Source organism: Nocardia sp. NPDC004278 (genome assembly GCF_053602975.1).
Window position 1 is genome coordinate 1 of the sequence record NZ_JBSGEQ010000066.1, and the last position, 26,684, is coordinate 26,684.

General features: G+C 66.5%; 31 protein-coding genes and 3 pseudogenes. 20 read left to right on the forward strand and 14 right to left on the reverse strand.

What is annotated here, in order from left to right; all coding sequences use genetic code 11:
- Positions 1-74: 74 nt before the first annotated feature.
- The 3 genes and pseudogenes from ACWEO2_RS42665 to ACWEO2_RS42675 form a co-directional block, all read right to left on the reverse strand.
- On the reverse strand, positions 75-170 hold the full coding sequence (locus tag ACWEO2_RS42665) for an MmyB family transcriptional regulator (RefSeq protein ID WP_452410591.1): 96 nt from the start codon (positions 168-170) through the stop codon (positions 75-77).
- Positions 170-616 (reverse strand): MmyB family transcriptional regulator, encoded by a 447-nt coding sequence (locus ACWEO2_RS42670; RefSeq protein ID WP_452410620.1) that lies wholly within the window; start codon positions 614-616, stop codon positions 170-172. Before ACWEO2_RS42670 ends, ACWEO2_RS42665 begins: the two co-directional genes overlap by 1 nt.
- A pseudogene (locus ACWEO2_RS42675) lies at positions 593-688 on the reverse strand (transcriptional regulator); the annotation flags it as partial. The pseudogene ACWEO2_RS42675 and the gene ACWEO2_RS42670, both read right to left, overlap by 24 nt.
- Positions 689-1,070: 382 nt before the next feature.
- Here ACWEO2_RS42675 and ACWEO2_RS42680 point away from each other — a divergent pair.
- The 4 genes from ACWEO2_RS42680 (at position 1,071) to ACWEO2_RS42695 (ending at position 3,114) form a co-directional block, all read left to right on the forward strand.
- Positions 1,071-1,253 (forward strand): effector-associated constant component EACC1, encoded by a 183-nt coding sequence (locus ACWEO2_RS42680; protein ID WP_452410592.1) that lies wholly within the window; start codon positions 1,071-1,073, stop codon positions 1,251-1,253.
- 134 nt (positions 1,254-1,387) lie between these two features.
- Positions 1,388-1,711: a hypothetical protein gene (locus ACWEO2_RS42685; protein WP_452410593.1), complete on the forward strand. Its 324-nt coding sequence runs from the start codon at positions 1,388-1,390 to the stop codon at positions 1,709-1,711.
- On the forward strand, positions 1,708-2,769 hold the full coding sequence (locus tag ACWEO2_RS42690; RefSeq protein WP_452410594.1) for a WXG100 family type VII secretion target: 1,062 nt from the start codon (positions 1,708-1,710) through the stop codon (positions 2,767-2,769). Before ACWEO2_RS42685 ends, ACWEO2_RS42690 begins: the two co-directional genes overlap by 4 nt.
- A gap of 18 nt (positions 2,770-2,787) precedes the next feature.
- On the forward strand, positions 2,788-3,114 hold the full coding sequence (locus ACWEO2_RS42695) for a hypothetical protein (protein ID WP_452410595.1): 327 nt from the start codon (positions 2,788-2,790) through the stop codon (positions 3,112-3,114).
- Between the two features lie 207 nt (positions 3,115-3,321).
- On the opposite strand, the pseudogene ACWEO2_RS42700 reads toward ACWEO2_RS42695, so the two are convergent.
- The 3 genes and pseudogenes from ACWEO2_RS42700 to ACWEO2_RS42710 all read right to left on the reverse strand — a co-directional run.
- Positions 3,322-3,504: pseudogene (locus ACWEO2_RS42700) on the reverse strand (PHP domain-containing protein); the annotation flags it as partial.
- A 56-nt stretch (positions 3,505-3,560) separates the two neighbouring features.
- Positions 3,561-4,229, reverse strand: coding sequence for a response regulator transcription factor (locus tag ACWEO2_RS42705; protein ID WP_452410596.1), 669 nt, complete (start codon positions 4,227-4,229; stop codon positions 3,561-3,563).
- On the reverse strand, positions 4,226-5,455 hold the full coding sequence (locus tag ACWEO2_RS42710) for a sensor histidine kinase (protein ID WP_452410597.1): 1,230 nt from the start codon (positions 5,453-5,455) through the stop codon (positions 4,226-4,228). The genes ACWEO2_RS42705 and ACWEO2_RS42710 overlap by 4 nt, the downstream gene beginning before the upstream one ends.
- A gap of 145 nt (positions 5,456-5,600) precedes the next feature.
- Between ACWEO2_RS42710 and ACWEO2_RS42715 the strand changes: the two genes are divergently transcribed.
- Positions 5,601-6,122, forward strand: a complete 522-nt coding sequence (locus ACWEO2_RS42715) for a DUF6223 family protein (protein ID WP_452410598.1) — start codon at positions 5,601-5,603, stop codon at positions 6,120-6,122.
- 158 nt (positions 6,123-6,280) lie between these two features.
- Here ACWEO2_RS42715 and ACWEO2_RS42720 read toward each other — a convergent pair.
- A pseudogene (locus ACWEO2_RS42720) lies at positions 6,281-6,418 on the reverse strand (transcriptional regulator); the annotation flags it as partial.
- A 220-nt stretch (positions 6,419-6,638) separates the two neighbouring features.
- Between ACWEO2_RS42720 and ACWEO2_RS42725 the strand changes: the two are divergent.
- Entirely contained in the window at positions 6,639-7,076 is a 438-nt protein-coding gene (locus tag ACWEO2_RS42725) for a nuclear transport factor 2 family protein (protein WP_452410599.1), read from the forward strand.
- A 19-nt stretch (positions 7,077-7,095) separates the two neighbouring features.
- On the opposite strand, the gene ACWEO2_RS42730 is transcribed toward ACWEO2_RS42725, so the two are convergent.
- Positions 7,096-8,133, reverse strand: a complete 1,038-nt coding sequence (locus ACWEO2_RS42730) for an SDR family oxidoreductase (protein ID WP_452410600.1) — start codon at positions 8,131-8,133, stop codon at positions 7,096-7,098.
- A 104-nt stretch (positions 8,134-8,237) separates the two neighbouring features.
- On the opposite strand from ACWEO2_RS42730, the gene ACWEO2_RS42735 reads away from it, so the two are divergent.
- Positions 8,238-9,140, forward strand: a complete 903-nt coding sequence (locus ACWEO2_RS42735; protein ID WP_452410601.1) for a helix-turn-helix domain-containing protein — start codon at positions 8,238-8,240, stop codon at positions 9,138-9,140.
- A 71-nt stretch (positions 9,141-9,211) separates the two neighbouring features.
- Here the strand turns inward: ACWEO2_RS42735 and ACWEO2_RS42740 are convergent, their stop codons facing one another.
- Entirely contained in the window at positions 9,212-10,951 is a 1,740-nt protein-coding gene (locus ACWEO2_RS42740; protein ID WP_452410602.1) for an MFS transporter, read from the reverse strand.
- A 129-nt stretch (positions 10,952-11,080) separates the two neighbouring features.
- On the opposite strand from ACWEO2_RS42740, the gene ACWEO2_RS42745 reads away from it, so the two are divergent.
- Complete coding sequence (locus ACWEO2_RS42745) at positions 11,081-11,650, forward strand: helix-turn-helix domain-containing protein (protein WP_452410603.1); 570 nt, start codon at positions 11,081-11,083, stop codon at positions 11,648-11,650.
- A 30-nt stretch (positions 11,651-11,680) separates the two neighbouring features.
- On the opposite strand, the gene ACWEO2_RS42750 is transcribed toward ACWEO2_RS42745, so the two are convergent.
- Complete coding sequence (locus tag ACWEO2_RS42750; RefSeq protein ID WP_452410604.1) at positions 11,681-12,622, reverse strand: alpha/beta hydrolase; 942 nt, start codon at positions 12,620-12,622, stop codon at positions 11,681-11,683.
- A 425-nt stretch (positions 12,623-13,047) separates the two neighbouring features.
- Positions 13,048-13,959, reverse strand: coding sequence for a LysR family transcriptional regulator (locus ACWEO2_RS42755; protein ID WP_452410605.1), 912 nt, complete (start codon positions 13,957-13,959; stop codon positions 13,048-13,050).
- 130 nt (positions 13,960-14,089) lie between these two features.
- Between ACWEO2_RS42755 and ACWEO2_RS42760 the strand changes: the two genes are divergently transcribed.
- Both ACWEO2_RS42760 and ACWEO2_RS42765 read left to right on the forward strand, forming a co-directional pair.
- Positions 14,090-14,515 (forward strand): tautomerase family protein, encoded by a 426-nt coding sequence (locus tag ACWEO2_RS42760; RefSeq protein WP_452410606.1) that lies wholly within the window; start codon positions 14,090-14,092, stop codon positions 14,513-14,515.
- Positions 14,512-15,147 (forward strand): carboxymuconolactone decarboxylase family protein, encoded by a 636-nt coding sequence (locus ACWEO2_RS42765; RefSeq protein ID WP_452410607.1) that lies wholly within the window; start codon positions 14,512-14,514, stop codon positions 15,145-15,147. Before ACWEO2_RS42760 ends, ACWEO2_RS42765 begins: the two co-directional genes overlap by 4 nt.
- A 149-nt stretch (positions 15,148-15,296) precedes the next feature.
- Here ACWEO2_RS42765 and ACWEO2_RS42770 read toward each other — a convergent pair whose 3' ends face one another.
- Positions 15,297-16,208, reverse strand: a complete 912-nt coding sequence (locus tag ACWEO2_RS42770; RefSeq protein ID WP_452410608.1) for a LysR family transcriptional regulator — start codon at positions 16,206-16,208, stop codon at positions 15,297-15,299.
- A 231-nt stretch (positions 16,209-16,439) separates the two neighbouring features.
- Between ACWEO2_RS42770 and ACWEO2_RS42775 the strand changes: the two genes are divergently transcribed.
- Complete coding sequence (locus tag ACWEO2_RS42775) at positions 16,440-17,501, forward strand: hypothetical protein (RefSeq protein WP_452410609.1); 1,062 nt, start codon at positions 16,440-16,442, stop codon at positions 17,499-17,501.
- Positions 17,502-17,956: 455 nt separating this feature from the next.
- On the opposite strand, the gene ACWEO2_RS42780 is transcribed toward ACWEO2_RS42775, so the two are convergent.
- The gene (locus ACWEO2_RS42780) at positions 17,957-18,883 is read right to left on the reverse strand and encodes an NADP-dependent oxidoreductase (RefSeq protein ID WP_452410610.1); all 927 of its coding nucleotides are present in this window, start codon (positions 18,881-18,883) and stop codon (positions 17,957-17,959) included.
- Positions 18,884-18,990: 107 nt separating this feature from the next.
- Here ACWEO2_RS42780 and ACWEO2_RS42785 point away from each other — a divergent pair, with 107 nt between their 5' ends.
- From ACWEO2_RS42785 to ACWEO2_RS42820, 8 genes are all read left to right on the forward strand, one after another.
- The gene (locus ACWEO2_RS42785; RefSeq protein ID WP_452410611.1) at positions 18,991-19,767 is read left to right on the forward strand and encodes an AraC family transcriptional regulator; all 777 of its coding nucleotides are present in this window, start codon (positions 18,991-18,993) and stop codon (positions 19,765-19,767) included.
- A gap of 79 nt (positions 19,768-19,846) precedes the next feature.
- The gene (locus tag ACWEO2_RS42790; RefSeq protein ID WP_452410612.1) at positions 19,847-21,442 is read left to right on the forward strand and encodes an AMP-binding protein; all 1,596 of its coding nucleotides are present in this window, start codon (positions 19,847-19,849) and stop codon (positions 21,440-21,442) included.
- Between the two features lie 36 nt (positions 21,443-21,478).
- On the forward strand, positions 21,479-22,363 hold the full coding sequence (locus ACWEO2_RS42795) for an amidohydrolase family protein (RefSeq protein ID WP_452410613.1): 885 nt from the start codon (positions 21,479-21,481) through the stop codon (positions 22,361-22,363).
- Positions 22,363-23,166, forward strand: a complete 804-nt coding sequence (locus ACWEO2_RS42800; RefSeq protein ID WP_452410614.1) for an SDR family NAD(P)-dependent oxidoreductase — start codon at positions 22,363-22,365, stop codon at positions 23,164-23,166. The genes ACWEO2_RS42795 and ACWEO2_RS42800 overlap by 1 nt, the downstream gene beginning before the upstream one ends.
- Before the next feature lie 6 nt (positions 23,167-23,172).
- Positions 23,173-23,397, forward strand: coding sequence for a hypothetical protein (locus tag ACWEO2_RS42805; protein ID WP_452410615.1), 225 nt, complete (start codon positions 23,173-23,175; stop codon positions 23,395-23,397).
- Between the two features lie 159 nt (positions 23,398-23,556).
- Entirely contained in the window at positions 23,557-24,012 is a 456-nt protein-coding gene (locus ACWEO2_RS42810) for a hypothetical protein (protein ID WP_452410616.1), read from the forward strand.
- Positions 24,009-24,470: a hypothetical protein gene (locus ACWEO2_RS42815; RefSeq protein ID WP_452410617.1), complete on the forward strand. Its 462-nt coding sequence runs from the start codon at positions 24,009-24,011 to the stop codon at positions 24,468-24,470. The genes ACWEO2_RS42810 and ACWEO2_RS42815 overlap by 4 nt, the downstream gene beginning before the upstream one ends.
- Entirely contained in the window at positions 24,461-25,312 is an 852-nt protein-coding gene (locus tag ACWEO2_RS42820) for a transposase (protein ID WP_452410618.1), read from the forward strand. Before ACWEO2_RS42815 ends, ACWEO2_RS42820 begins: the two co-directional genes overlap by 10 nt.
- 296 nt (positions 25,313-25,608) lie before the next feature.
- Here the strand turns inward: ACWEO2_RS42820 and ACWEO2_RS42825 are convergent, their stop codons facing one another.
- The gene (locus tag ACWEO2_RS42825; RefSeq protein WP_452410619.1) at positions 25,609-26,238 is read right to left on the reverse strand and encodes a hypothetical protein; all 630 of its coding nucleotides are present in this window, start codon (positions 26,236-26,238) and stop codon (positions 25,609-25,611) included.
- Between ACWEO2_RS42825 and ACWEO2_RS42830 the strand changes: the two genes are divergently transcribed.
- Positions 26,237-26,575, forward strand: coding sequence for a hypothetical protein (locus ACWEO2_RS42830; protein ID WP_354961807.1), 339 nt, complete (start codon positions 26,237-26,239; stop codon positions 26,573-26,575). The two genes, ACWEO2_RS42825 and ACWEO2_RS42830, sit on opposite strands and share 2 nt — an antisense overlap.
- Positions 26,576-26,684 lie beyond the last annotated feature (109 nt).

Consider the following 26,684-nt stretch of genomic DNA (forward strand, 5'->3'; position numbering starts at 1 on the left):
TCACCGGTCAGCGTCGCCACGGCGAACATGATGCACGACCTGCCCCGCTCCGCGGGGCCAATCGGTCAACACCATTAGGAGACACGACCTAGTTCGAGGTCGCCGACGACCGGATGGTTGAGACGTTTCGTGTTCTCACCGAAGACATGCACGTCGTGGGATCCCCACATCACGCGGAAGGGTCACTGCGCGTGGACAGTTCACCGATCAGGTTCGACAGCTCCCGGTCGTAGGGTTTCTTCGCGGCCTCGATACGCAGCGCGCCTACGGCGAAGCGGGCCATGCGTTCCCAGTCGGTGTAGAACTGCCTGGCAGCGGGGTTGAAGAACGCGAACCGTGCGACATTCGCACCACAGGTCGGATCGGCATACATCGGCGAGTACAGAGCCCGGCCCAACGGGTTGGCAGCCAGCGCGTCGAGACGGTTGTTCATCACGAAAGCCGGCAGCTCCGGCATCCCCTCGACGATCCGCGCCACGCTCGGCCGCACTGTCGGCCCATGCTCCCGCCGCCGGACCCGCCCCTCGCGCGCCGGGCCCGCGGCGCGGGCGAGATCGTGAAGGTATATGCGCTCGGTATCGTCGAGCCGCAGGGCCCCGGCGAGGGCGTCGAGCACGCTGTCGGAGACGCCTTTGAGGTTGCCGCGTTCCAGGCGCGTGTAGTACTCGACGCTCACGCCCGCGAGCCGTGCCGCCTCTGCACTCTATGTGGCGGGAGCTGCGGTTCTCACCACCGAGGTAGTCGGGTCTAACAGTGCCGCATGCTGATTGGCAGTGATCAGGCTCCACACGGTTGGCCGATTCGAATCGGTGGCATCCGCAGTCTGAATCTGCTGCGCCTGTTGGTTTTGTGGTGCACCGCCCCGATCTGGAGTAGGCCGAGGGGGTCCAGGGGCTGGGTTCGTCTGTTGTTGGTCGCGTCGGGTGTGACGATGGGCTGCTCAATGGTGTGGGTTCTATTGGGTCTCCTCCAATCGTTCAGTCCGACTCCATGTCTGGGCGCAGACCGCAGGCGTACAGTGGCCGTAAATCGGTGCGCCGCAGCGCGCGCTGTGACTGCATGGGGGTTCGATGATCATCACTGCTGACAGTTCCGAGGAACTGCGCGACCTCGGTGAATATCTTCCCGATGCCGACGAGTTGCGGGGGCGGGTGCGTCAGCGGCTACGTCCGCCGGGGCCGGAGGATATGGGGCCGGTGCCGAGGCGTTGCAGATCGTGCTCGGCCCGACCGGTCTCACGACGGCGACAGTGACATGTTGAATATCGGTGGGCACATTTTCGCATCGGGAGGGTGTATGGAAGATAACGCGAGAGCGCAGAATAGGTACCACGGCCAAGCGTCCAGGCGCGGGTCATCGGTCGGCCCTCGACGTCCGGGGATCTGAGATGGATTCCGCGCAGAACGGCGAGTTCCTGTTCGACTCGGGTTTGGTCGGTGACCTCGAACAAGCACTGAACTCGGGCTTCCGGGAATTCCAGTCAATGATTCTCACCGGAAGCGATCCGGCCGACGTGGTATCCGGCGCGCACGGCACCGGGGTGGCCGAGGCGTGTGTGGCCGCGAGTTCGGCGGTCGGCGATGTGGTTCTCGGAATCGGCCTCGATCTCCTGACGATGAGCACCAATGTTCGCACCGTGATCGACACGGTGACCGCGCACGATAGCAAGCGCGCACAGGACACGCAGCAACTGATGGGGGATCTCGGATGAATTCCGGTACGACTTCTTTCACGGTGTCGGGGGCGCGATCCCTCGATCTCGGCGTGATCGGATCGCAGGCCGACCTGTGGGAGTCGCAGTCGCAGGCCGTCGCCCGCACAATGCACAATCAGAACAGTTCGGTCGAAGGCTCGCAAGAGTTCTGGCAGGGCGCGTCTGGCACCGGATTCCGATCCGCGTTCCTATCGCTGTATCAGGGCGGAACGGATCTGCACCAGGCTCTCGCGAACGGCTCGTCCGCCGCTCGCATCGCCGTGAGCACCCTGGAACAATCCCGGGCGACGGTGATCACGGCGGTCGAGACCGCGCGTTCCAGCGGCTACGACGTCGCCGACGATGGGACCTGCACGGTATCGGCGCAGTCCCGACAAACCTTGTTGACCAGCGTGTCGAATTCCGATCAAGCCGGTACCGGACTTGCGGCGCTGCAAGAGGACGCGGCCACCCATACCGCGACCGTGCAGCAGGCGCTCGCCCAGTTGGGCGCGGACGACGAATCCGCACGGAAATCCATCGAGAACGCCTTCGTCGGCATTCGCCAGGTCGATCAGCGGCAGGACTATCCAGGGGCGGGCACCGGCGCGAACGAACGGAAGGCGTGCGCGGAACATCCCGTCGACTGCGCGAATACGAAACGCCGCGGCGCACAGGATGTCCCGTGGAGCGAATCCGAGAAGTACTTTCCGAGCAGTGAGGGATACAACGGCACCGACGACCGCCGCGACGCGTGCAGGCACTGCATCTGGATGGGGATGATGACCGCGTGGGGCACCGAGGGATTCGCACGCGACATGGCCGATGCCCACGAGACCGACTCGCCCGCCGCGCCCAACGATCCGCAGTACAGCGAGGCGTCGAAGCGAATGGACCTCTACAACAACGAGACCGGCATCGCGGTCGGACTCCGCCACGACGACGATACCGAAGGCATTGTCAGCGAATGTGTTTCCATCGCGCGCAACGCCAAGAAGGTCCCGCAGGGCGCGATCCCCGACGCGTCACAGAATTCCGGTAAGAACACCCTCGTCTTCTTCAACGGCCCCGACTGAATGGACGACGATTCCACCGTGCCACCGCGCGACAACCGATCCCCGATCGCCCGCACCGGCGAAACCGCAGCCCAGATCGTGCTGGGTTTCGCCGCGGGCGGACTGCTGTACTGGGCTGCCCTGCTGATCGTCCTGTGGGCCGAGACCAGCGTCTTCGACGCCGACCTCCCCTTCGGCATCGATGTCTGGTTCTTTCCCGTCTTCCCGCTCCTGGCCCTGGGTGCCTACCTGCGCTACGCACTCCCTCGATTCGCGATCGCTTGGATCGCCCTCATCACGGGATGCCTGATAGTCGGCGCGGGATTCTCGGTACTACTCCTCACCTGGAGCACACCTCCCGACTGATCACCCACTCCCACGAAGCGCGGTCGCGGCGCGATGCCTCGTGAACCGCCGTCTTCGCCCGCGCGCTGATCGCGGCACCACGACGAGCCAACATTGCGAGGAGTAGCAGGTCCGCTAGAGGGCCTACCCTTCAAGCGCTTCGGAATCTCGAAGCCTCACGCCGGGCATCAGGCGATAGCTCAAGGAGTGCTTAACCGAGATGTGACCCCCGATACCTGGGACAATTCCTCCCGCCGCAGGCCGGGGTCGCGCGCCCAGCTTCTCCCGCTGGGCATCGTCGAGCCGCTCGATAACGTCGGCGGCGTTACGGTAGGTGATCACGCGCCGGGAGTCCTCGCGAGCGCGGTCCTTGCAGAACGCGATCTGACGCAGAGTGACGACGGGATCCATTCCTGCAGTGTGCCCGCGGAGTCGAGCGCACCTGCCGCCAAGTCATTCAGGGTCATTCAGGGCCGGGTCAGTCCCGTCCGGTAGGCGATAACGACCAGTTGTGCGCGGTCGCGCGCGCGAAGTTTCCGCATCGCGTTACCGACATGGGTGCGGGCGGTGGCGGGGCTGAGATGCAGTGCGGTACCGATCTCGGCGTTGCTCATGCCCTGGCCGACCAGCGCCAGCACTTCGCGCTCGCGCTGGGTCAGCACGGCCAGCGTCTCTTCGGTGGCCCGTGTCGCGGTTTGCTGTGCGGTGAACTGGCTGATGAGGCGTCGGGTGATGCGCGGCGCAAGGAGCGCGTCTCCGGCTGCGATCACCCGGATGGCGTGTAGCAGCTCGGCCGGTCCGGCGTCCTTGAGCAGGAAACCGCTGGCACCGGCCTGGAGTGCCTCGAAGACATACGCGTCGGTGTCGTAGGTGGTGAGGATGAGAACACGAGTCTGCTCGAGTCCCTGTGTGCGGGCGATGTGGGCGGTGGCCTGGATGCCGTCGAGCTTGGGCATGCGGATGTCCATGAGGAGGACGTCGGGACGGGTGGCGCGGGCCTGCTCGATGGCTTCCGCGCCGGTGGTGGCTTCGCCCACCACCGTGATGTCGTCTTCGAGGTCGAGCAGCAGCTTGAAGCCGGATCGCACGAGCCCTTCGTCGTCGGCGAGCAGCACCTTGATGGTCGGTGCCTTCACAGCCGCGACTCGACCGGTGCGAGCGGTAATCGTGCCGTGACCTCGAACCCGCCGCCGGTGCGTGGCCGGGCGTCGAGTTCTCCTCCCAGCAGCTGACAGCGCTCACGCATCCCGAGGATCCCCCGGCCGACGGCCGAGCCGGCGCCGGTCGGGAACTGGGCATGTGGGTGCGGGTCGGCTGACGCCGGGCGCCCCGCATCGGTCACGCGGATCTGTACCGCGTCGATGTCGTGGTCGAGCGCGATCGTCACCCGGGTCGGGCCGACATGGCGGATCACGTTGGTGATCGATTCCTGCAGAATGCGATACGCGGCATAGCCCACCGCACTCGGCAGCTCGGCGGGCAGGTTTTCCCCGACAGTGATGTCGAGTCCGGCGTCGCGGGCCCTGATGACCAGTTCGTGGACCTGTCCGAGCCCGGGATAGGGTGCGCGCCCGTCATCGTTGTCGTCACCGCGAAGAACGCCGAGTACGGCCCGCATTTCGCTCAGTGCCCGTGAGCTGGTCTGCTCGATGGTGCGCAGGGACTCGCGGGCCTGTTCCGGTTTCTTGTCGAGTACATGCGCGGTGACGCCGGCCTGAACATTGATGATCGCTATGGCGTGCGCGACGGTGTCATGGACCTCGCGCGCGATCCGCAGCCGTTCGGCGTCGACCCGCGCCCGCGCGACCTCCTCGCGAGTGCGTTCGGCCAGTTCGGCCCGTTCCTGAGCGTCAGCGGCGATAACCCGCCGGGATCGGACGGACTCGCCCAGGGCCGCGCTCATCACCGACGCACCGATGCGGAAATACACCCAGCCGATCGCAGCGCGAGGCTCGATGTCGGCTGAGGTGATCAGCCAGAAAACCGCGAGCACGATGATGCCCACCCCTGCCGTCCGCAGCGACCGGCGCCCGTCGCCGTACGCCGCGAGGGTGTACAGGGCGAGGAAAAGCGCGAGCCAGGTGGGGCCGTCCGGAAAACCGACGCCGTAATACACCAGGCTGGCGAGCGCGGTGATGACGAACACCGGCAGCGGCCATCGGTGGCGGACGGCGACGGCCGGGCCGCTCACGATCAGCAGGGTGTATCCGAGGTATCCGTGGTCGCTGAGCGGGCGCGACACCACATCACCGGCATTGCGGACCACAGTGCCCTGCACCTGCATCACGGTGATGAAGAGCGTGAGCAACAGATTCTGCACCGCCGCAGGCAGGCGCAGCGTTGCCAGACGGTGCACTTCCATGTCGCGATCCTATGGTGCGCGCGGGAGGAAACACTCCGCACCGCCGCGCGGCCGTCTACGCCAATGGGCGTAGGTGGGGCGAATTGGGTGCGCGGAATTGCGTAGTCTCTGCCGATCGGAGGTGGAGGCCAGGGCTGCCCGCGCGATGCATGATCGGTCTCGTGAATGTCGAAGCGGCACCGGCTCGGCCCTGTGCGCCCCGCATTGGGGTCGCGTCGCTGTCACCGCGTTTCGACGCCTCTGCCGCTCGTCCTCGGCTCGAAGGAGAATCGCCATGTTCGTCCATCACCTGTCCGCCGCACCAGCAGCCACTCACGTCTGGGTCGCGGTCGGCGGCTACGGTCCCAGCTCGGGGAGATTCGGGGCCATGGTGGCCGCCGTCGTCGCTCTGACCAGCGTGGCCGTCGGCGTGCTGGCTCTGGTCCGTGCCCGCCGCACCGGCACCGGGCGCATTGAAGCCATCCTGGCCCAGGCTTTGGGGCTGACCGGCGTGGCGCTCGGCGTATGGCATTGGGCTCGGTCTGCCGCCGGCTTCGGCACAGGCAACGGGCGAGCCGGAGCGATCGTTGCCGTCGTGATAGCACTTGCCGGGATCGTCCTCGGTGGGCTGACGCTGGCCCGTGCTCACCGCACCGTCGCGCCCTTGGCCGATCCGGAGATCAACTGACAGAAGTCATTAGAACCGTCGACTGCGAGTGACAGACCGCCGTGGTCCGCTGTTCGTGGAAGCGAAGCAGACGTGCGGCGCTGGTGTGAATTGTGGTTGTTACGACGCCTTGGCGACCGCCCAAGGCGAGCTTGAAGGAGTGCGTAACCGAGATGTCACCCGGCGAGCGTCGCGACCTCGCCCCTACGTAGTCCGGGCACCCGACGCTGACCGTACGCGGGCAGACCCGCCTGCTCGGGGGTGATCCTCTCGCGTCGGGAGCGGAGAAACGCGCTGACTGCGTCCCGATTGTTCATAGGGAGAGGGTAGGCAGGCGGCGCGCGGGGTGGGGGACCCTGGCAGTACCCCTCACAGCAAAGACTCCCCCGCCGCGGCCGTCTCCCGTTGCATGGTCCATGCCCCGATCACGCGGGGTCCGACCGACACAAGGGACGTACGCGCCCCGCGCCGGCCTCTCCGGTACCGAGTTCCACAGCAGGGCTCGAGTACCTCTCGGCAATACCGAAGGGACACACCATGAGCAACCAGATCGAGACGGCGACAACACAGACCCCCGCGGATGTCGTGCGCGGGCTGTACGACGCGCTGAGCAAGGGCGACGTGCCAGGGGTGCTGGCCGCGCTCGCTCCCGACGTGATCGTCGACGAGCCGAGCCAGCTCCCCTACGGCGGTGTGCACCGGGGCCGTGAGGTGTTCGTGCAGTCGATCCTGGGCGTGATGATGGGCTACGCGAATGTCGCTATCACCGACGCCGAAGTGTTCGATGGCCCGGCCGACGTCATCGGAACGCTTACCGGAACGCTCACGGCCCACACCACCGGTGAGCGGTTCCCGCTGACCATGGTCGAGATCTACCAGGTCGAGGATGGCACGGTGCACAAGATCGACGTCTACGTCAAGAACCCTCACGAGCTCGCCGCGTTCTACGCACGCGCCGAGGCCGGCACCCGCTGACGACATGCGTTCGCCCTCGTCACTTCTGTTCCACCAGGTTCTTGGCGGTCATGGTCTGTGCGGCGGCGATGATGGCCTCCTCGGGATTGCGCGGCCGCCAACCCAGCACGCGGCGGGCCTTCTCGTTGGAGGTCTTCTTGGCGTAGCCGAGGTCGGGCGCGACCGTGCGCAGTTGCGGGGAGAACACGGCGCCGAGCCGCACGACGATATTCGGAATGGTTCGTGTCGGGACGTTCTCGGCCGCGTCGCCGAGGTGCGCCCGGATGGTGGCGGCGATGTCCTTCATCGGGATCGCCGGCCCGTTCGAGAGCAGGAAGCGCTGGCCTGCGGCCTCCGGCGTGGTCATCGCCAGGATGTGCGCCGCGGCCACGTCGCGCACGTCGACGACAGGGATGAACAGGTTCGCCAGGCCGGGCATCTCCCCGCCGAGCATCGTCTGGATGAGGTGGTTCGAGCCCGAGACGTCCGCGCCCATGACGGGTCCCATCACTGCGACGGGCAGCAGCGTGGCCAGCTCCAGCGATCCGCCCTCGGTTTCCACGAAGGCCCAGGCGGCCCGCTCGGCGAGGGTCTTGCTCTTGGCATACGCCTCGACGCCGGGGCCGTCGAGGACGGTCCAGTCGGCCTCGGTGAAGACGTGGCCGTCGTGCGGGTGGCCCCAGCTCACGGCGTGGAACGCAGAGGTGAGAACGACGCGCGCGACGCCGGCGTCGCGCGCGGCGCGCAGGACGCGCAGGGTGCCCTCGCGCGCCGGGATGACGAGGTCGTCCTCGTTTCGGACGTGCCCGGGCTGGACAGGGGAAGCGAGGTGCAGCACGAAGTCGACATCAGCGACGGCCTCGGCCCAGCCGGTGTCGTCGGTGAGGTCGGCGGCGACGAAGCTCAGGCCGTCGCCGTCTGCCATGCCCGCATCGGCGAGCACGGATCGCACGGCGGGCTCGCGGCGCAGGGACCTGACCGTGGTGCGCACGAGGTAGCCCTGTTCGAGGAGTTGGAGGATGCAATGACCGGCGATGAACCCGGACCCGCCGGTGACTAGAACGCGTTGCTGGGTCATAGCCATCATGTTCCGAGATGGCCAGACCCACTGCCAGCACCCTGGCGTTCCTGGGGGTATCAGGACCAGGCACGTTCACCGACTGCCGGATTACGGTGGGAGACATGGCCGACGAACAGAACTTGCTGGGCGACTACCTGCGCGCGCGCCGTGAGCTCGTCACCCCCGAGCAGGTCGGCATCCCCGTCCTCGGCGTGCGGCGAGTCCCCGGCCTGCGCCGTGAGGAGGTCGCGATGCTCGCCGGCATTAGCGCCGACTACTACCTACGCCTCGAGCAGGGCCGCGACCGCAATCCTTCGATACAGATCCTCGAGTCCATCGCGCGCGTCCTGCAACTCGACGAGGACATGAGCGCCTACCTGCTCGGGCTCGCCGCCGGCAAGCCCCGACGTCGACGGCGACCGCAGAAGGAGACCGTGCCACCCAGCATCATGAAGCTCATCGGGACGCTTCCGCTGCCGGCGTTCGTGGAAGGGCGCTACTTCGACGTCCTCGCCGCTAACCCTCTGGCCACGGCGCTGTCGCCGTGCCTGACGGCAGGAGCCAACCGGCTGCGCGATGTGTTTCTCGACCCTGGCGAACGCTCCCTCTTCCCGGACTGGGAGATTGCTACCGAGGGTCTGATCGCGGGCTTCCGCCGATCCGTCGGCACCGACATCGACGATCCCCGTTCCATCGAGCTCGTCGGCGAACTCTCCCTTGCCAGCCCACGCTTCCGCCGGCTCTGGGCCCGGCACGACGTGAAAACGAGACAGGGCGCGCTCATGCGCTTCGACCATCCCCAGGTCGGCCGACTGGTTCTGAACCGTGAGAAGCTCCTCATCACCGGCACCGAGGAAATGATGCTCGTCATGTACCACGCCGACGCCGGGAGCGGCGACGCCGAAAAGCTCGCGCTCCTCGCATCCGCCATACTGCCCCCAGCGGCACCCCGTGGGTTGGTCACCGAGGAGGGCGCCCGATCCGGAACGTCCCGATCGGCGCGAGAATCGAACAGGCACGGTTGAGCTGTGCGCCGGTTCGGTCCGTCGTTGCGGATCAGCTGGCGCGGCCGTATTCGCTTATCTGCGTGACGGTTTCAGCTGCCGTCTCGATCGAGATGGCGACGCGGGGAACGACATCGACGGCACCGACCTGTTGACACTGGCCGGGTCTCTCGCGTTCGGCGATCAACCCTCGCTCCCACCGCGCGCCGATCACCTCTTCGATGTTGTCGCGAGTGCGATTCCGACGAACACAGCCAGCAGCTCGTCCGCTGCGGCGGACGACGATCAGTGGCTGGGTCGGACCGAATGAAGGGATACCCCGCACCGCGCGACAGGGATGCACACAGGGCGCGGATTCCGATTAACGTCGTTGGGGGGGCATTATGTTTCGTGATCAAGACGGTTGCGGCAGCGATCGTGAACAGCACCGCCGCGACCACGAAGGCGAGTCGATAACCGTGCAGGTAACCGTCGAGCAGAACTGGCCCGGTGCTCGCGCGGGACGCGTGGTGTGCGCTCAGATAGCCATCGAGCGCGGTCACATAGAGGGTGTTGAGCAATGCGGGCCCGAGTGCACCGCCGACTTGTTGGGTAGCACTGATGAGTGCGCTCGTGACCCCGGTGTCGCGGAGCTCCACATCGGACAGCACGGCGGTGGGCAGGGCGAGGAAGTACAGACCGAGACCGAGACCGCTCGCCAGTTCCGGGCCGAGGATCCCCGCGACGAATCCGGTGCTACTGCCCAGCGCGGCCAGCCATAGTGTGCCGAGCACCGTCACCGAAAGGCCGATCAGCATAATGACTTTGGGACCCAGCCTGGGAACGAGTCCGGCGCCGAGCACAGAGGCGGCGACGATGCCGCCGGCGAAGGGCAGGAAGGCGGTTCCGGCGCGGATCGGTGAGTATCCGAGATTGACCTGGAAGTAGTAGGTCAGGAACAGCAGCATGCCGAACATCCCGGCACCGATCAGTACCGACGACAGCAGTGTTGCGGCGCGGTTGCGGTCGGCGACCACCCGCGGCGGTATCAACGGATGGGCGGTTCGCCGCTCCAGGATGCCGACCGCGCCCAGCAGCGCCACCGCCAGGGCGAGCACACTCAGGGTCGTCGGGGCAACCCAGCCGGTTCCCTGTGCGGCCGTGGTGAATCCGTACACGAGCGCGACCAGTCCGGCGGTAACCAGCACCGCGCCGCGGACATCGAGGCGTTGTTCGCCCTCGGCGCGGCTCTCGCGGACGGTCGGAATCGCGGCGAGCGCAACGACTATCGCGATCGGGACGTTCACGAACAGACACCACCGCCAGTCGGTGTACTGGGTGAGCAACCCGCCCGCGATGAGCCCGATGGCTCCGCCGCTGCCCTGCAGCGCCCCGTAGACGCCGAAGGCTCGGGCGCGTTCGGCGGGGTCGGTGAAGGTGACGCTGATCAGTGACAGTGCCGCGGGAGCGAGTAGTGCGGCGAATGCGCCCTGCAGCGAGCGGGCGGCGAACAGGACCGGTCCATCGGGGGCCAGACCGCCGAGCGCCGAGGCGGCGGCGAAACCGAGCAGCCCGATCAGAAAGGTGCGCTTGCGCCCGGCGAGATCGACGATGCGTCCGCCCAGCAGGAGCAGCCCGCCGAAGGCCGTGGCGTAGGCGGTGATCACCCACTGGCGGTCGGCGTCGTCGATGCCCAGTTCGCGCTGGGCGTGCGGTAGCGCAATGTTCACGATGGACGCGTCCAGCACCACCATAAGAGTGGCCACGCAGACGACGCCCAGCGCGAGCCAGCGTCGCGGATCAGGTGTTCGGAGCGGTATCTCCTGCAGCGTCGTATTCGGATCGGGACTCATGATTGTCCTTTGGATAGATGGCGATGATGATGCGCGGCTCGCGATTTCGCGCTGCCGGTCGCCGCATCGAGAGTGGACTGCGGCTGCGCCGCGTTGCAAGATCTCATGCCGTTTCGGCAAGCTGGCTGTATGGAGGATCTGACCCACGTGCTGGCTGCCGTAGGACCCCGGTTGCGCGCGCTGCGTCGGCAGCGCGGCACGACCCTGGCCGAACTGAGTGAGCTGACCGGAATCTCGGAGAGCACCCTGTCCCGGCTGGAGAGCGGCGGCCGACGCCCGAATCTCGAGCTGCTGCTCCCGCTGGCGCGCGCATACGCCGTGCCACTCGACGACCTGGTCGGAGCCCCGCAGACCGGCGACCCCCGAGTGCATCTGCGTCCGGTGCGCCGCGATGACATGATCTTCGTCCCGCTGACCCGGCGGCCCGGCGGATTACAGGCGCACAAGCTGGTGCTGCGGCCCGACCGCGGCGAACCCGAGCTGAAGACCCATGAGGGCTTCGAATGGCTCTACGTCCTCGACGGTCGGCTGCACCTGCTGGTCGGCGACGCGGTTGTGGTGCTACGTCCCGGTGAGGTGGCCGAATTCGACACCCATCTGCCGCACTGGCTGGGAGCCGCCGACGACCAACCGGTGGAATTGCTCATCTTGTTCGGCCGCCAGGGCGAGCGGGCCCATCTACGAGCCCGATCGCGCTGAATCATCCGGGTCCACCGGCTGATTCGCGATCTACCGATCGAGGGCGACGCGCAGTGCGGCATCCAGATCGGCGTACAACCGCCGGGCGAAATCGGTGTCGAAATTCCGGTACCCGTGCACCTGACCGGGGTGCACGTGCAGTTCGGTGGGGACTCCGGCGCGCAGGAGCCGTCGCGCGTAGGCGAGATTCTCGTCGAGGAACAGGTCCAGGGCGCCGACGATCAGGAATGCGGGCGGCAGACCGGTGAGGTCGTCGGCCCGCGCGACCGACGCATACGCGATCGCGTGGGCGGCGCCGGATTCGGCGCCGAGCAGATGCCGCCAGGCTATGGCGTTGTCGTCCCGGGTCCAGATGAATTCGCCGGTGTAGGGATGCGGCTCGGCGGCCGGTCGGTCGTCGAGCATGGGGTACAGCAAAACCTGTAGCCGCACAGCGACTTCCGCGCGGTCGCGAGCCAGCTGCGTCAGGGTCGCCGCCAACCCGCCGCCCGCGCTCTCGCCCGCGACGACGATGCGGCCGGGGTCGATATTCAGCTCGGCGGCGTGCTCGTGGATCCACCGCAGGCCGAGGTAGCAATCACGCAGCGGGCCGGGATGCGGGTTCTCGGGGGCGAGCCGGTAATCGACACTGACCGCGACAAAGTCGTGTTCGACGACGATCCGGTTGAGCAGCGCTTGGTCCTGGGCGGCATCGCCGAGACAGTAACCACCGCCGTGTATCCACAGCACGGCGGCGACGGCGTGCTCGGCAACCCGGGCCGACCGCGTGATCAGGACCCGGATATCGGGTCCGCCGTCGTCGCCGGGTAGCCAGCGCTCGACCGTGACGACGTCCTCACGGGATTCGGATGACTGGAACAACGATCCCATCCATGCCCGAGCCTCCGGCAGTGTCCGGTTCGACAAGTCGACGCGGGACGCGTTCGCCAGTATCGGCTCGAGTGCGGGATCGAGGAGATGACGGCTGATCATGGATCCGAACGTTCCCGGAATACGGTTTCACGAGGCAAGCCTGCTTGCCGTTCCGGCAAGAATGGTGTTTCGGCCGGTCCGGATGGACGTCTTTTCGCCGTACGATGTTCCGAATCAAACGATTTGGTCGGCTCAACACCTCACGTCGCCTCGATACATCCTCAGTTCGCGCCCGTGATCAGCCCATGTTGGGTTCCGATTCGGCATCGTCGAGCGCCTCCGGCTCGAATTCCGCGCCTGTCCGGTCGTGGCGCACCAGCGAGCAGCTTCAGGCCGTCCTCGGCGGCACTTCCGGATGGCGCGCTGCAGACCAACCACGTTCAGGCCCGTTTCGTCCGGCAGGGGCACGGTCTCCTGGGCATGCGACTCCCGCGTAGGTGTGACAGCAGCCGAGCATTGCGGCTCCGTAGGAGTTTCGCGGCGAGTTACAGGGTGGGCAGGTTCCGCGCTACCTCATGTAGGCAGGCGCTCACAACTTGGACCGCCTGATTCGTGGTGGCGGGCATGCGCGCCAACGACGCGCGCCGCGTCACAGAAACCCCGTCGACCACCCGCACCAGGCGGACTGCACCGGGTAGCATGCTCGCCAGATACGGTGGGACGGTGGTGATCCCGTAGCCCTTCGCTACCAGAGTGAGCTTGCTGAGCCAATCGCGGGTACGGTGTGCGATCTTCGGTCGCCGCGGTAGGGCGGGCCATACCCCGAACGCGGGATCGGCGACGCCCTCGGTGCTCGACACCCATGGCATCGTCGCGAGTTCGGCGATCGTGACGGTGCCGTCGCGGCCCAGGTCGCTGTCCTCGGCGACGGCCACCGCGAGCTCGCCTTCGAGCAGCGTCTCCAGTTCCAGTGGCGGATCCTCGGCGTCGGGCGGCGGGTAGGGCGGCTGCGCGCCGAGCACCGCGAGGTCCAGGGTTCCCGCCCGCAGACTCCTCGTCAGCGAGGGAGTCGAGCCCTCGCGCGTGACGATCCGAATGTGCGGCGCGCGTTGGCGAACGAGGGCCAACATCTCGGGTACCAGCACGGGCGCCGCACTGAAGAACATCCCCAGCCGGACCACGGTCTCGATCCGCTCACCTGCGCGGATCGACTGCGCGGCCCGATCGATCTCGTCGAGCGCGACCGACGCACCCCGCAGCAGCACCCGGCCCGCGGGTGTCAGACGCACCCCGGTGGCACCGCGTTCGAACAGCGTCTCTCCGACCGCATGTTCGAGCGCGGCCATCTGACGCGAGACCGCCGACTGCGTGTATCCCAGGGCACCGGCGGCCGCGGTGAACGAACCGTACTCGGCCACCGCCCGCAGTACCCGCAGCGGTGTTGACGACCACTCCACACCGCCAGCCTAGGCAAGGGTATGCGTGTCACGCATGCCCTGGGTTCCGAACTTTCGCTTCCCGCATGTCCGCCAACAGGATTGACTGACAACGCGCCGGACAACCGGCCCCGCAACAGGAGGTAATGCCATGCCGATGACGAAGATCTACCTGCGCAAGGGATCCTCGCCCGAACACCGCGTCGCCATCTCGGAGTCCATCCACCGTGCGCTCGTCGAGGTGCTGGGGATCCCCGAGGACGACCGGTACCACGTGTTCCATGAACTCGACGACGACAACCTGATCTCGGCGCCGGTGGCATTCGGGCTGGAACGGCGTCGCGAAGCCGTGTTCATCCAGTTCTACTTCGGGCAACGCCCCGCCGAGGTGCTCACCGCACTCTACAAGTCGGTCGTCGGCTACCTAACCGACCTGACCGACCTGGAAACCCGCGACATCTATCTCAATGTGGTGCCGTCCCCATCAGAGAACTGGTGGGCTGACGGCCGAGTCCTCGACTCGCGGACCGGATTCGACGAGCGCATCGCCGCCGACAAGATCCCTGGCCGATCGTGACCGGCGGTGAGCAGCGGGAAACCCCGATCGAGAACCCCGATCACCTGGGCGGGCGCCTTCCGCTGCGGTATCCCCATCAACTCGGCGCAGACCAGCGAGCGGTGCACGACGCGCTGAGCAATCTCGTTGTGCCGGAAGGCCACCACAGCGGATTCACCACCCGGCTGCCGGACGGCAGATTCATCGGCCCGTTCAACGCCATGCTGCGCAACCCGCGAATCACCGCTGGATTCGGCGAGTGGGTGCGAGCCATTGTCGAAACCGGCCTGCCCGAAGAGGTTCGGCAGGCGGTCATCCTCACCGTCGCCGCGCACTGGCGCGCGCCGTACGAGATCTACGCGCACACCGCCGCGGCACGCACCGCCGGAATCAGCGACGCCGCCATCGACGCGATCCTCGGGGGAACACCACCCACCGACCTGACGCCCGCCGCGGCATCGGCCCAACGGCTCACCACGAGCCTGCTGCGCCACCACGACGTTCCGGACGAACTCTATGGCGAGCTACACGGCCTGTTCGGCGAGCCAGGAATGATCGCCCTGATCGCCCTGCTAGGCCAATACCAGACCGTGTCGTCGCTGCTGATCACCTTCCGCGTGCCCGCGCCGACGGGATCGACCGGCGACCACTAGCGCACGGCGGGTTCCGAGTCCCGGCGAAGCGTCCGCGGTTGTCACGCTGCCCTCACGGATCGCTTGCCCGACACCACATCCCACACATCCGCCCGGATCGCGAACGTCGGCGTGCGGCACGTGATTGTCCAGCGGTGATGTCGTATGCCTCATTCGGGCCGCGCGGGTTCGGGTCCGGTGAGGTGGGCGCGGGCGTATTTGCCGAAGGCGGTGATCAGGCGATTGCGGTCGTCGGCGCGGGTAGCCAGCACGACGTGGCTGGGTTCGGCACCCTCGAGCGGGACCGTGGTGAGGTCTGGGCGCAGCGCGCTGGCCGTGAGGACGGCGGGGATGATCGCGACGGCTTGGTCGTCGGCGACGAGTTCGAGTTTGTCCTCGATGGAGTCGATGCGGGGGCCGTCGGGGGCGGGGCGGCCGTCCGGGCGAGGGTCGATGCGCCAGAACGCGTCCCACGTGGGGTCGCCGCCGCGCGGGAGCGGTTCGTCGGCGATGTCGTCGAGGGTGACCGAGTCCTTGCCGGCGAAGCGATGGCCGACAGGCACCAGCAGCGCGCGGGGTTCGTCGTAGAGGACGGTCACGTGCAGTCGGTCGATCGGGAAAGGCAGACGGGCCACGACGGCGTCGACTCGGTGTTCGAGCAGTGCCGTGTGTGCTTCGTGCCAAGGGAGGTAGACGGTGTGCACGTCGGCATCGGGATGGCGGCGGCGCAGCTCTCGCACAGCCGGAGTGATGATGATGTTCGCGGTGTAGCCGATGGTGACGCGGCGGGGGTCGGCGGCGGCGCGAGTGCGGGCCACGGCCTGCTCGGTCGATCGCAGTACCGCGTGCGCCAGCGGAAGGAAGACCGTCCCGGCTTCGGTCAGCGTGGTTCCGCGCGGGGTGCGGGCCAGCAATCGCGCGCCGACCTGGCCTTCGAGACGGTCGATCTGCCTGCTCAGCGACGATTGGGTGAGGTGAAGGGCCGCCGCGGCGCGGCCGAAGTGCCGGTGTTCGGCGAGAACCGTGAAGCAACGGACCAGCCGCAGGTCGAGGTCGGTCGGCGGCACGGTCGAATCGGGCATGTGTTCAGCGTAGGCCGCCGCTTCCGGGCGCGCAGTCGCTCCGGCAGGGCCTGAACTGGGGTGTTGCGCAGAACGGGATGCGTATTGCCGAACATTCATTGGACCCGCGGCACGCCCGGGGCGCACGGTGAAACCACCTGCTGCCCACGGACCACAACGGAGCGGAACCCCTCGGTTTGCCCCGGATCATGCTCGTGCGCAGCGTATTTCACTGGTCAGATTGGATGAGAAGTGGATGAGATCTGGGTTCTGGGCGCTACCGGGCGATCCGGTCGCGCGATCAGCATCGAACTGGCGGCCCGGGGGTTGTCGCCGGTGCTGGTCGGACGCGACACCGCCGGGTTGCACGAGGTGGCCGCCAAGATCGGCGGCCGAGCGCGGACGCTGGAAATCGGTTCGCCCCTCGACGTCGCGGCGCAGGTGAGTCGGCAACGCCCAGCGGTGGTGGTCAACACGATCGGCCCGTTCGCACGCACAGCGGCACCAATCGTGCACGCCTGCCCGCCCGGCACGCACTACCTGGATCTGACCAACGACGCCTTCACCATGACCGACCTATTGGCGCTGCACGAGCAGACCGCCGCCGCGGGCAGTTGCGTGATACCGGGCGCGGGCTTCGGTGTGCTCGGCACCGAGAGCGTCGTGAGCGCGCTGTGCGCGGATCGTCCGACACCACAGCGCGTGCGAGTGGCCGCGGTTCCCGCGGTCGAGATCGAGCCCGGACCGTTCGGGTCCGCCTTGGCCGCAAGCATTCTCGACCTGCTCCCGGCCGGTGGCCGCCGCTACGAGCACGACCGGATGACCCGTATGCGCCTCGGCGGCGGATGTGAGCAGCTCACCCTGCCCGATGGATCGACGGTGCGAACCGCCGCGCTGCCCTCGGGCGAGTTGGTGGCAGCCCAGCACGCCAGCGGCGCCGCGTTCGTCGTCGCCGCCTCCAGCGAGGCTCCGACCGGGCGGCTGATCCGAGCGGTTCTGCCGGTGGCGGCGGCCCTGCTGTCGGTGCGGGTCTTGCGTACCACCGCGACTCACCGGCTCGCCCGGGTCCACCTCGCGCATCGCCCACGACCCCGTGAATTCACCTGGGCTCACGCCCGGATCCAGTGGGGCGACGGCACCGTCCGCGAGGGCTGGCTGCGCGCCGGCGACGCCATGGCCTTCACCGCCGCGGCCGCCGCCGAGATCGCCGCCCGCCTGCAGCGCGGCGAGGGCCGACCCGGTGTGCACACCCCGGCCGGAATGTTCGGGCCCGAACTCGCCATTGCAGCCGGCGGCCACCTCATCCTCGACTAGTCGGCATAACAACAATCGACGGAACCACCGGACCGATTGCTGTTCAACAGAATCCGGAACATTTCACGCACGGACCGGCTAGGGAACCGGCGTGCCAATTCGGCTCGAGGAGCGATGCGAGCTTCCTCGAAGACCTCGCGAGCGCCTGCTACGACCCCTGGCCGACGTCCTAGGCGATATCACGGAATAGCATGCACGCCAACAATAATCACCGAGAATCCCCGACGACACCACGATCAACCCGTACACACCGCTGCACATCTGGCAAAGGGCACGTGTGCCAGCACAATGAGTCGCCGAGGGTTCGATGCACTCGACCTGCCGACGCCAGCCACTCGACGGCTCAGTTCAGCAGTCGGTCCAACGAAAGCTGCTTCAGCGAAACCTCGAGGTCACCTCGCCGAGTCCAGCACCGCTCCAGCCATATCTCCGTTCGCGTGAGGTCCCATGGGGGATCAGACGGTGAGGACGACCTTGCCCTGGAGGTGACCGCCCTCGATCAGCCGGTGCGCGTCGGCGATCTGCTCGAACGGGAAGGTCGCCTGCACATGGACCCGGAGCTTGCCCTGTTCGACGAGGTCGACGAGTCCTCGCAGGGCGACCGGATCGGGGTCGACCGCAATGCCGCTGAAATGCATGCCGGCCGCCTCGAACTTCGCGATGAGCTCCGCATCCTCGTCGGCGACCGCAGTCACGAGGTGGCCCCCGGGGCGGAGCACTTCGAGCGAGCGCGCGGCGGTGTCGTCGCCGAGCGTGTCGAGCACCACGTCGATGTCGCTGACGACCTCAGTGAAGTCGACCGCGGTGTAATCGATGACCTCGTCGGCGCCGAGTTCCTCGACGAACTCCCGCTTGCTCGCGCTGACGGTTGTGATCACATGCGCGCCGAGTGATTTCGCGATCTGGATCGCTACATGACCGACACCGCCACCACCAGCGTGGATCAGGACGCGGGTGCCCTCGGTCACGCCGCCGAGGTCGACCAGGCCCTGCCATGCAGTCAGCCCGACGATCGGCAACGCCGCGGCCTCGGCGTGTGAGAGCGATGCCGGCTTGCGCACCAGGTGCAATGCCGGTGCTGCCACGAACTCGGCGTACGCGTTGGCCGCCCGCGGGAACAGCGGCATCCCGAACACCTCGTCGCCGGGCCGCAAGCGCCACGTCAGCGCCGTCTCGACCACACCGCTGATATCCCAGCCGAGAATGAACGGCGGTCGACCGAGCAGCGGGAATTCACCGGCGCGCAGGCGCGGTTCGAGTGGGTTCAGCCCGATCGCCTCGACCCGGACGAGGACTTCGGTCGGCAGGGGCCGGGGCGCGGGCGCTTCCGCGATGGTGAGGACCTCCGGGCCCCCGAGTGTGTGCTGGGTAATTGATCGCATAGTTCAACGATGACCGCCAGAAGACAGGCGTACCACCGGTGTCACGCCAGAAAATCCTGATAACCCGCCAGTATTGCCGATCCGATCGCCGCCTAGAGTGGGTGCTGATGACCGAACTTGTCCCCGAGCCGGTGTTCTGGACCGACGATTCTTCGGTCTGCGAACTCCTGACCCACGGCGAGGACGTCGCCGCGCACTTCCATGACTTCGGGCAGCTCAGGTATGCCGTTTCCGGAGCACTGGTCACTGCGACCGAGGTCGGCACCTGGGTGGCGCCGGCGAACCGCATTACCTGGGTGCCACCTTTCTATGTACACAGCAGTCGCTCGTACGGCGAGACCGATGTCCGAGTGCTCGGGGTTCCGGCGGCACTGGCCGAGCGACTGTCGGCGGAACCGTCGGTGTTCGTGGCCAGTGCGCTGATGCGCGAGGCATACCTGGCGGTGGTCAGCGACCGCGAACCCGTCGACAGCCCCCGCGCCCGGCTGCTGCTCGAGGTCGTCGTCACGGAACTCGCTCGCGCCCCGAAGGAACCGCTGCGCCTTCCGGAGCCGAGCGACACTCGCCTCAAGGCCGTGACCGATCTGCTGCACGCCGACCCGGCCAGCCCAGCGACGCTGAGGGAGCTGGGGCACAGAACCGGTTCGAGCGAACGAACCCTCAGCCGGCTGTTCAGCAGCGAACTGTCGATGAGCTTCCATCAGTGGCGTACCTTGCTGCGTATTCAGCGGGCACTGATCGAACTCTCCGAAGGCACCTCGGTCACCAACACCGCGGTGCGACTGGGCTGGGCGAACCCGAGCAGCTTCATCGATGCCTTCACCAATCTCGTCGGCCAGACACCCGGTCACTACCGCGCTACGGCGCGCACAACTCATGACTAGCGTCAATGTGGCGGATTATCCGTAATTCCAGGCGGAACATCGGTGGTACGCCCGTGGTGTAGGCGCCCATCGTTGAGGTATGTCTCATTTCGTCGACGTGCCGAGCGCTTCCGCTTCGGCAACTGCCACAGCGGCCTCCTCTGGGGTGACGCTGGGTGATCTGATCGTGCAGGCCCTGACTCGGCACAGCTCGTCCGAGGCATTCGTCGCCGGTGATCGGCGACTGACCTACGCGCAAGTCGGAGATCTCGTCTCGCAGTACATGGCCGCGCTGGCCGGTCGGGGGGTGGGGCTCGGAGTGGGTGTCACGATGCTCGGTCCGAACACGCCCGAGTCATGGATTGTCCAGGCTGCGACCTACCTGATCGGCGGGCGCTTCACCGGCCTTCAGGCCCTGGCCTCGGTCGAGGACCACATCGTCGTCTGCGAGGATGCGCAGGCCACGGTGTTGGTCGTTACCGCTGCTCTCGAGGAGCACGGGCGCCAAGTCCTCGCAGAGGTCGGCTCGCTGAAACACTTGCTGGTTATCCCGGTTGTAGGTGGCCTGCCCAAGGGCGAGTCGCACGCCGCTCGACCGCTCGACCCCGGCCCGGCCACCGAGACGGACGTCGCATGGCTGCAATACACCGGGGGGACGACCGGCAGACCCAAGGGCGTGATGCAGCCGCACCGGTCGATGGTGCAGATGGTGTACGCGCAGATGGCCGACTTCGAACAGCCGCACCTGCCACGATATCTGGCCTCGGCCCCGCTCACCCATGCCGCCGGGCTCGGCGTCATCCCGACGCTACTTCGCGGCGGCACCGTCGTGATCGAGCAGGGCTTCGAACCCGGCCGATTCCTCGACATCATCGAAACCGAGCGCATCAACTGTCTCAGCGGCCTGCCGACGATGATCTACACGCTGCTGGACCACGAGCGTCCGGAGACCAGGGACCTGTCCAGTCTCGAGGTGATCTGGTATGCCACCGGGCCGATGTCCCCGGTGCGCCTGGCAGAGGCTCGGGAGCGGATCGGCCCGGTCTTCGCCCAGATATACGGGCAGACGGAGTCGACCGGCATAGGGACGGTCCTGCCCAAGGCCGCGCACGAGACCGCGAGCGTGGAGCGGCTCGCCTCCTGTGGTCGTCCCGTGGTCGGGAACCGCATCCGGCTGATCGACGACGACGGTCACGATGTTCCCTCGGGCGAGGTGGGCGAGATCGTCATGCGCAACCGCGGAGTCATGCTCGGCTACCGGAACCTTCCCGAGGAGACCGCGACAGCGCTCGAGGGCGGTTGGTTGCACACCGGGGACCTGGCCCGGCAGGACGACGAGGGCCTGCTCTACATCGTCGACCGCAAGAAGGACATGATCATCTCCGGGGGTTTCAACATCTACGCGAGCGAGGTCGAGACCGCCCTGACACGGCACCCTTCGATCGGCTCGGCGGCGGTGATCGGTGTACCCGACGACAGGTGGGGCGAGATCGTCACCGCGTTCGTGGTCACGCGCCCCGGGCAGCAGGTCGATGTGCGCGCGCTCCAGGGCTTCGTGAAGCAGGTCAAGGGCTCGATGTATGCGCCCAAGAAGGTCGTGGTCGTCGATTCACTTCCGCAGACGGCGGTCGGGAAGGTCGACAAGCAGGCGTTACGCGCGCCGTATTGGGCCGATTCGACCCGCAATGTCCACTGAGCAATTCCAGCAACCATTCACGAAAGGTATTCAGCGTTGAACGCATCGCCACCACACCTGATCGACTTCCACTCCCACTGGGGTACCGAGCAGGGCTGGAAGGGGAGCCCGTACGAGGCCGCCGAGGACCGTGCCGCCCTGCAGGGCTATTTCAAGTGGGGCATGACTTTCGTCAGCGAGGAAGAGCAGGCGGCCCGGTTTCGGCGGGCCAACGCCACCGTGATGCTCGACTTCGCCTTCACCTACAAGATGGATGCCGGTGCGTTACGCGACCAGCACGACTACGCGTTCGATTTCGCCCGCACACATCCCGACGTCGTGCTCGGCAATTGGATCGGCATCGATCCCACGCGGCCGGATCATGTCATGGAATTCGAGCGCTGCCTGAGCGAGGGGCCGGGACTGGTCGGGCTGGCCGTTCACTCGTTCACCCCGGCCGGCACGCCGGACCAGCCGGAGTGGGAGAAGTGCCTGAATCTGTGCATCGAGGCCAACCGTCCGGTTCTGGTCCATGTCGGAATGTCTGCCACCGGCGCCGGAACCCGTGGCGGCATGGGCATCACACTCGAGGGCTGCCACCCCCGCTACGTCGATCGCATCGCAGCCAGATATCCCGATCTGAACGTGATCGCGGCTCGGGTGGCGTGGCCCTGGCAGTCGGAGATGATCGCAATCGCACTCCATAAGGCGAACGTCTGGATGGAGTTGCATGGTTGGTCCCCGCGCTACTTCTCCGACGAGTTGAAGCGTGAGATCGGCAAGCGCCTGCGTAAGCGGGTGTTCTTCGGGGCCGACTACCCGATGCTCAGCCACGAGCGACTGGTGCAGGAGTGGCGTGAGCAGGGATTCTCTCCGGACGTCCTAGACGACGTGTTCTCGGGCAATGCCGAATCATTTCTTACATCGATCGGAGTCGAGTGATGGACCTGGGACTGACCGGGAAGGTGGCCATCGTCGGCGGTGGCAGCGATGGTTTGGGTTTCGCGATCGCGGATCGCCTGTTGACAGAAGGCGCCTTCGTCACGATCTTCGCGCGTCGCGCGGAGAAGGTCGCGGCCGCCGCAGCACAGCTTGCCGACAAGTACGGCCGAGAACAGATCCTCGGGCTTGCCGCCGATTGCTCGGTCGACGCCGACATCGAGCGCGTCACGGCCGCGACGCTCGAACGGTTCGGTCCGGCCGTCCACGTCCTGGTCACCAACGACGGTGGACCGCCGATCCGCCGCATCTGCGAGCTCACCGACGACGTATGGCTGACAGCCTTCGAACGCCACTTCTTCTACGTCGCCCGATCCGTACGAGCGACGCTGCCGCACATGACAACCGAAGGCGGCAGCATCCTCAACGTGGTCTCCGGAGTCGCTCAACGCCCAGCCGTCGGTATGGCGGCCCCAGCCGCCGTCTGGTCGGCCGTGATCGGCTACGCCCAAACCCTCGCACTGGAGGCTGGGCCGCACAACATCAACGTCAATACCCTGCTGACCGGATACTTCGACACCCCCCTCATCGCCAAGACAATCGACAGACAACCGGAACTCTCCAAAACCCGTCTCGGAAGCGGCCTGCCGATGGGCCGCATCGGGCAACCCCGCGAATTCGCCGACCTGGTCGGTGCGCTCGTATCACCGAACCTGAGATTTGTGACGGGCGCGGTGGTCCCGGTCGACGGCGGAGCGAGTATCGGAATGGGCGCAAGCTTCGATTCGGCGGCCGCCTCGAAGTAAGGAGTCGTGGTCGCGAAGCGCTCCACGATGCTCGTGCACGGCGGCGAACTCGCGGGCTGGCCGTTGAATTCCCATCGCAGCAGTGAGGTGATGAGGTCGTTCTCGGTTTCATGGGCGACCTCGATCAGTGCCTTCTTCACCGCCGAAGACTGCTCGGCGGCCGTCAATGCTCTCGGCCGGCGAAGATGGCGGCATCACCTGCCTATAACTGGAATTGCCGATGACCAGTAGTTTTCGGTGTTGCAGCAGGTTGGCGTACTGGTCGATACCCCCTCCGGACACAGAATTGTGGCATTTATGCCCCCAAAATCGGGTCCGGGCATCGCCTGGACACTCTGTCCCGGCCGTACACCCCCACCTGCGGGTTCGCTCCGTTCGGCGGTGGTCGATGTGACCGATGACACAGTATCTCCGCTGATCCCTTCCTTCTCCTCCATCGGGCTCACCGGTGGCGATGGCTGCGGAATCGGTGCCGGTCTGCCGATGGCCACCATCGAGCAACCACCCGCACACACCGCGGTGTACAGCGTGCGGCCGGTTGACACCAACGGGCGCGTGGTCGACAAAGCCGTTCTGCGAGCGCTGGATTGGCACCCCGGTGACCTGTTGTCCTGGCGGATCGCCGCGGGGCTGATCGTGATCACCCGGCCCGGCTACGGCCGCCGCGGGGTCACCAAGCACGGGCATCTATCCCTGCCCGCCCATGCACGCCGCGCCGCGGGCATCCAACATCACGACAGGGTCCTGTTGGCCGCCGATCCTGATCAACGCCTGCTGGTGGTTTTCCCACCGCATGTCCTCGACGAGATGGCCGCTCGCCGCTTCTGCGAAGGAGTGGAACGATGAGCGCACGCAGCGACGCCGACATCGCCGCTGTCCGGATGATGATGGACCGGCTCGATCTCAGCGTCGCCGACATCAGCGACGACACCAGTGCGGCCACAAACGTCCCGACCTTCGGTGACTACATCCCAGTCGTCGCCGACAGCATGCCCGCGAGCCGGACTCGCGACCACTACCAGACCTACTGGACCAAGGTTCTTGCCCAGCCGGGGTGGGCCGAGCGGGCATTGAACGAGCCGACTCCCGTGGAGTTGCAGGGGTTGTGCGAGGTGATCAAGACCCAGCGACTGATCCGCCGCAATGGTCGAGACGGGCGGGAAGTCGTGCGCCACGTCATCGACGCGTTGACAATTTGGCGCCGCTATTCACGCCGATCGAGTGGGCAGAAGACGAGATCACGAAAGCCCAAGCCCGCCACCGCCGCAAGCGCAACGCGCTCTACCACTCGTTCATGCTGCTGACACCCACGCACGCACGGATGCGGCAGGAATTCGTTTATCGATCGCACTGCCGCGAACTGCTCGAACGCGTCGTGCAGGGGCGCTGCACCAAACAGGGCACCGCAGCTGAAGTCGCGGTGGCCTTGCTGGCGGCCAGCCTCACCGCACCGTTGAACACCTCCGCATGCCCGAATCCGCTCACCGACGCGACGCCCCTCGGAAGGAGCCCACCACGTTCACTCACGCCCACGGCGCGATCTACACCGCCGAATTCCTCACCCAGCAACCCAGTTTCGTCCAGCCGGTCGGCCGCTGCTGGCAGGCGCGGCCGTTCTGCGGCGACATCGCCGCCCAACTGGATGTCGTTTGCCACCGTTGCCACCGACACCGAGAACCGAATGATCAACGTGCTCAACGACCTTCAACTCACCGACCTGGTCACCTCCATCACCGGACTGTCCGCGGTCGGTGCTGCTGCGATTCTGGCCCAAACCGGTGACCCCACCCGGTTCACCACCGCCCGCGCTCTGGTCGAACACGCCGGACTGGCACCTCGGGAGAAACTCTCGGGCAGCTTCACCGGACGCACCAAACTCACCGGCCAAGGCCGGCCCAGCCTGCGCCTAGCCGCTTGGCGGGCGGTCTGGGGCGCCCAACGCGCCAACCCTGTCTATGCCGCCCGCTACCGGCACCTGACCAGCCGCGACGACAACAAACTCAGCCCCACCCAAGCCCAAGCCGCCATCGCCGCAGCCATCCTGCGACACCTGCATGCCGTCATCACCACCGGCCGACGCTGGGATCCACACACTGCCACCCACGGCACACGACCAACCGATACCCCGATCCAGGTGGCCGCCTGACCATTTGAGCGGCCATCGAGCGGTCGTTCGGGGCGAGCCCCACTCGGCATAGAGACACTGCGTGATCTCGCCGGAAAACATGGGCAGCCCCGCCCGTCGTCACCTCAACCCGATTACACGCTGCTGGGCTCAACCCCATCACCGCTATGCAGGGACCACGACGGATGAGGGCACCGACCGAACCGCTTGACACGAAACGACTTACGCTGATTTTCGGACGTTCGGAGCACCTAGAATCGCTCCAGATCGCACCTGTCAGCAGTCGTCATAATCGGCCATCAGATGTGACCCGGAGGTCAGTCGAAAAGCTCGACGATGGCGAACGCGTTCGCGCCACCACCTACCGTGACATCGGTCTCCGGATCCAGATCATCAAGTGTCAGTTGCTGTGACATGATCTCGCCCGGATTCCCGTCCGCGCTGTCGCCGCCACGCAGCGTTACGCGGATCTCCTTTGCCCATGGATAGTCAGCCTTCTTAAATTTGCCGCCAGGGTAAGAAAAAGTGACGACTTCGCGCGGCGAACCTTCCGCGAGGACGTGAATCGGCACGGATAGCTCAACGCTCCCCGGAACTGACACCACGAACACATGTCGCCCTGGGCTGGTAAAGGCGAGGCTGAACGGGGGGATAAAGAATCGATTCTCACCTACTTGTCGGAGCTCTTTTCCTGATCTTGTTTTCTGTCCGAGGAAAAGATTGTGCCAGGCCTTACCAACACTGGCGCTGAGGAGCGACCCGTACTGTTCCGGATGTATCGCGTTGATCTGGTATTTGTTCGGATCCGCCTTCTTGACGTTACCCCTCCGCGCCAATCTTGGCGCAGATCCGCGGCGATCGTGGCGATCTGCTTGCTGTTCAGGCGGTCCGGAATCCATGATCTGAGTGGCTGCCGGAAGCGGCAGCACCGCGAGGGAGTACAGCATGACCGACGAGCAACCCGAACCAGCCCAGTGGACCGCGAGCTCGCGCACCGGCGCGATCACGGTGCGCACCACCGATCAGGGCCTGCCCCTGGGCGTTTCGCTGGAGGCGGCCGAACTGCGCCGCGACCCCTACGCGCTGGCGGCCGACATCATGCGGCTGTGCCGCCAGGCGTCCAACCGGGCCGCGCTGGCCCGGCGGGCGGAGTTCGAGCAGGCCGGTGTAGCCGAAGAGATGATCAACCTGATGGGCCTGCCGACGCCGGAAGAGGTGGCACGTCAGGAGGCGCTGGAGGAACAAGACGAGTCCGAGCCGCAGAGCTGGCTGCGGCAGGTGTAGGGGAGGACGCCATGTACGAGACGATGGATGAACTCGAGGACGCGGTGCGTCGGCGGCTGTATCGGATGCGTGATCTCGGGGACGATATGGCCGCGATCCGGGTCCGGGA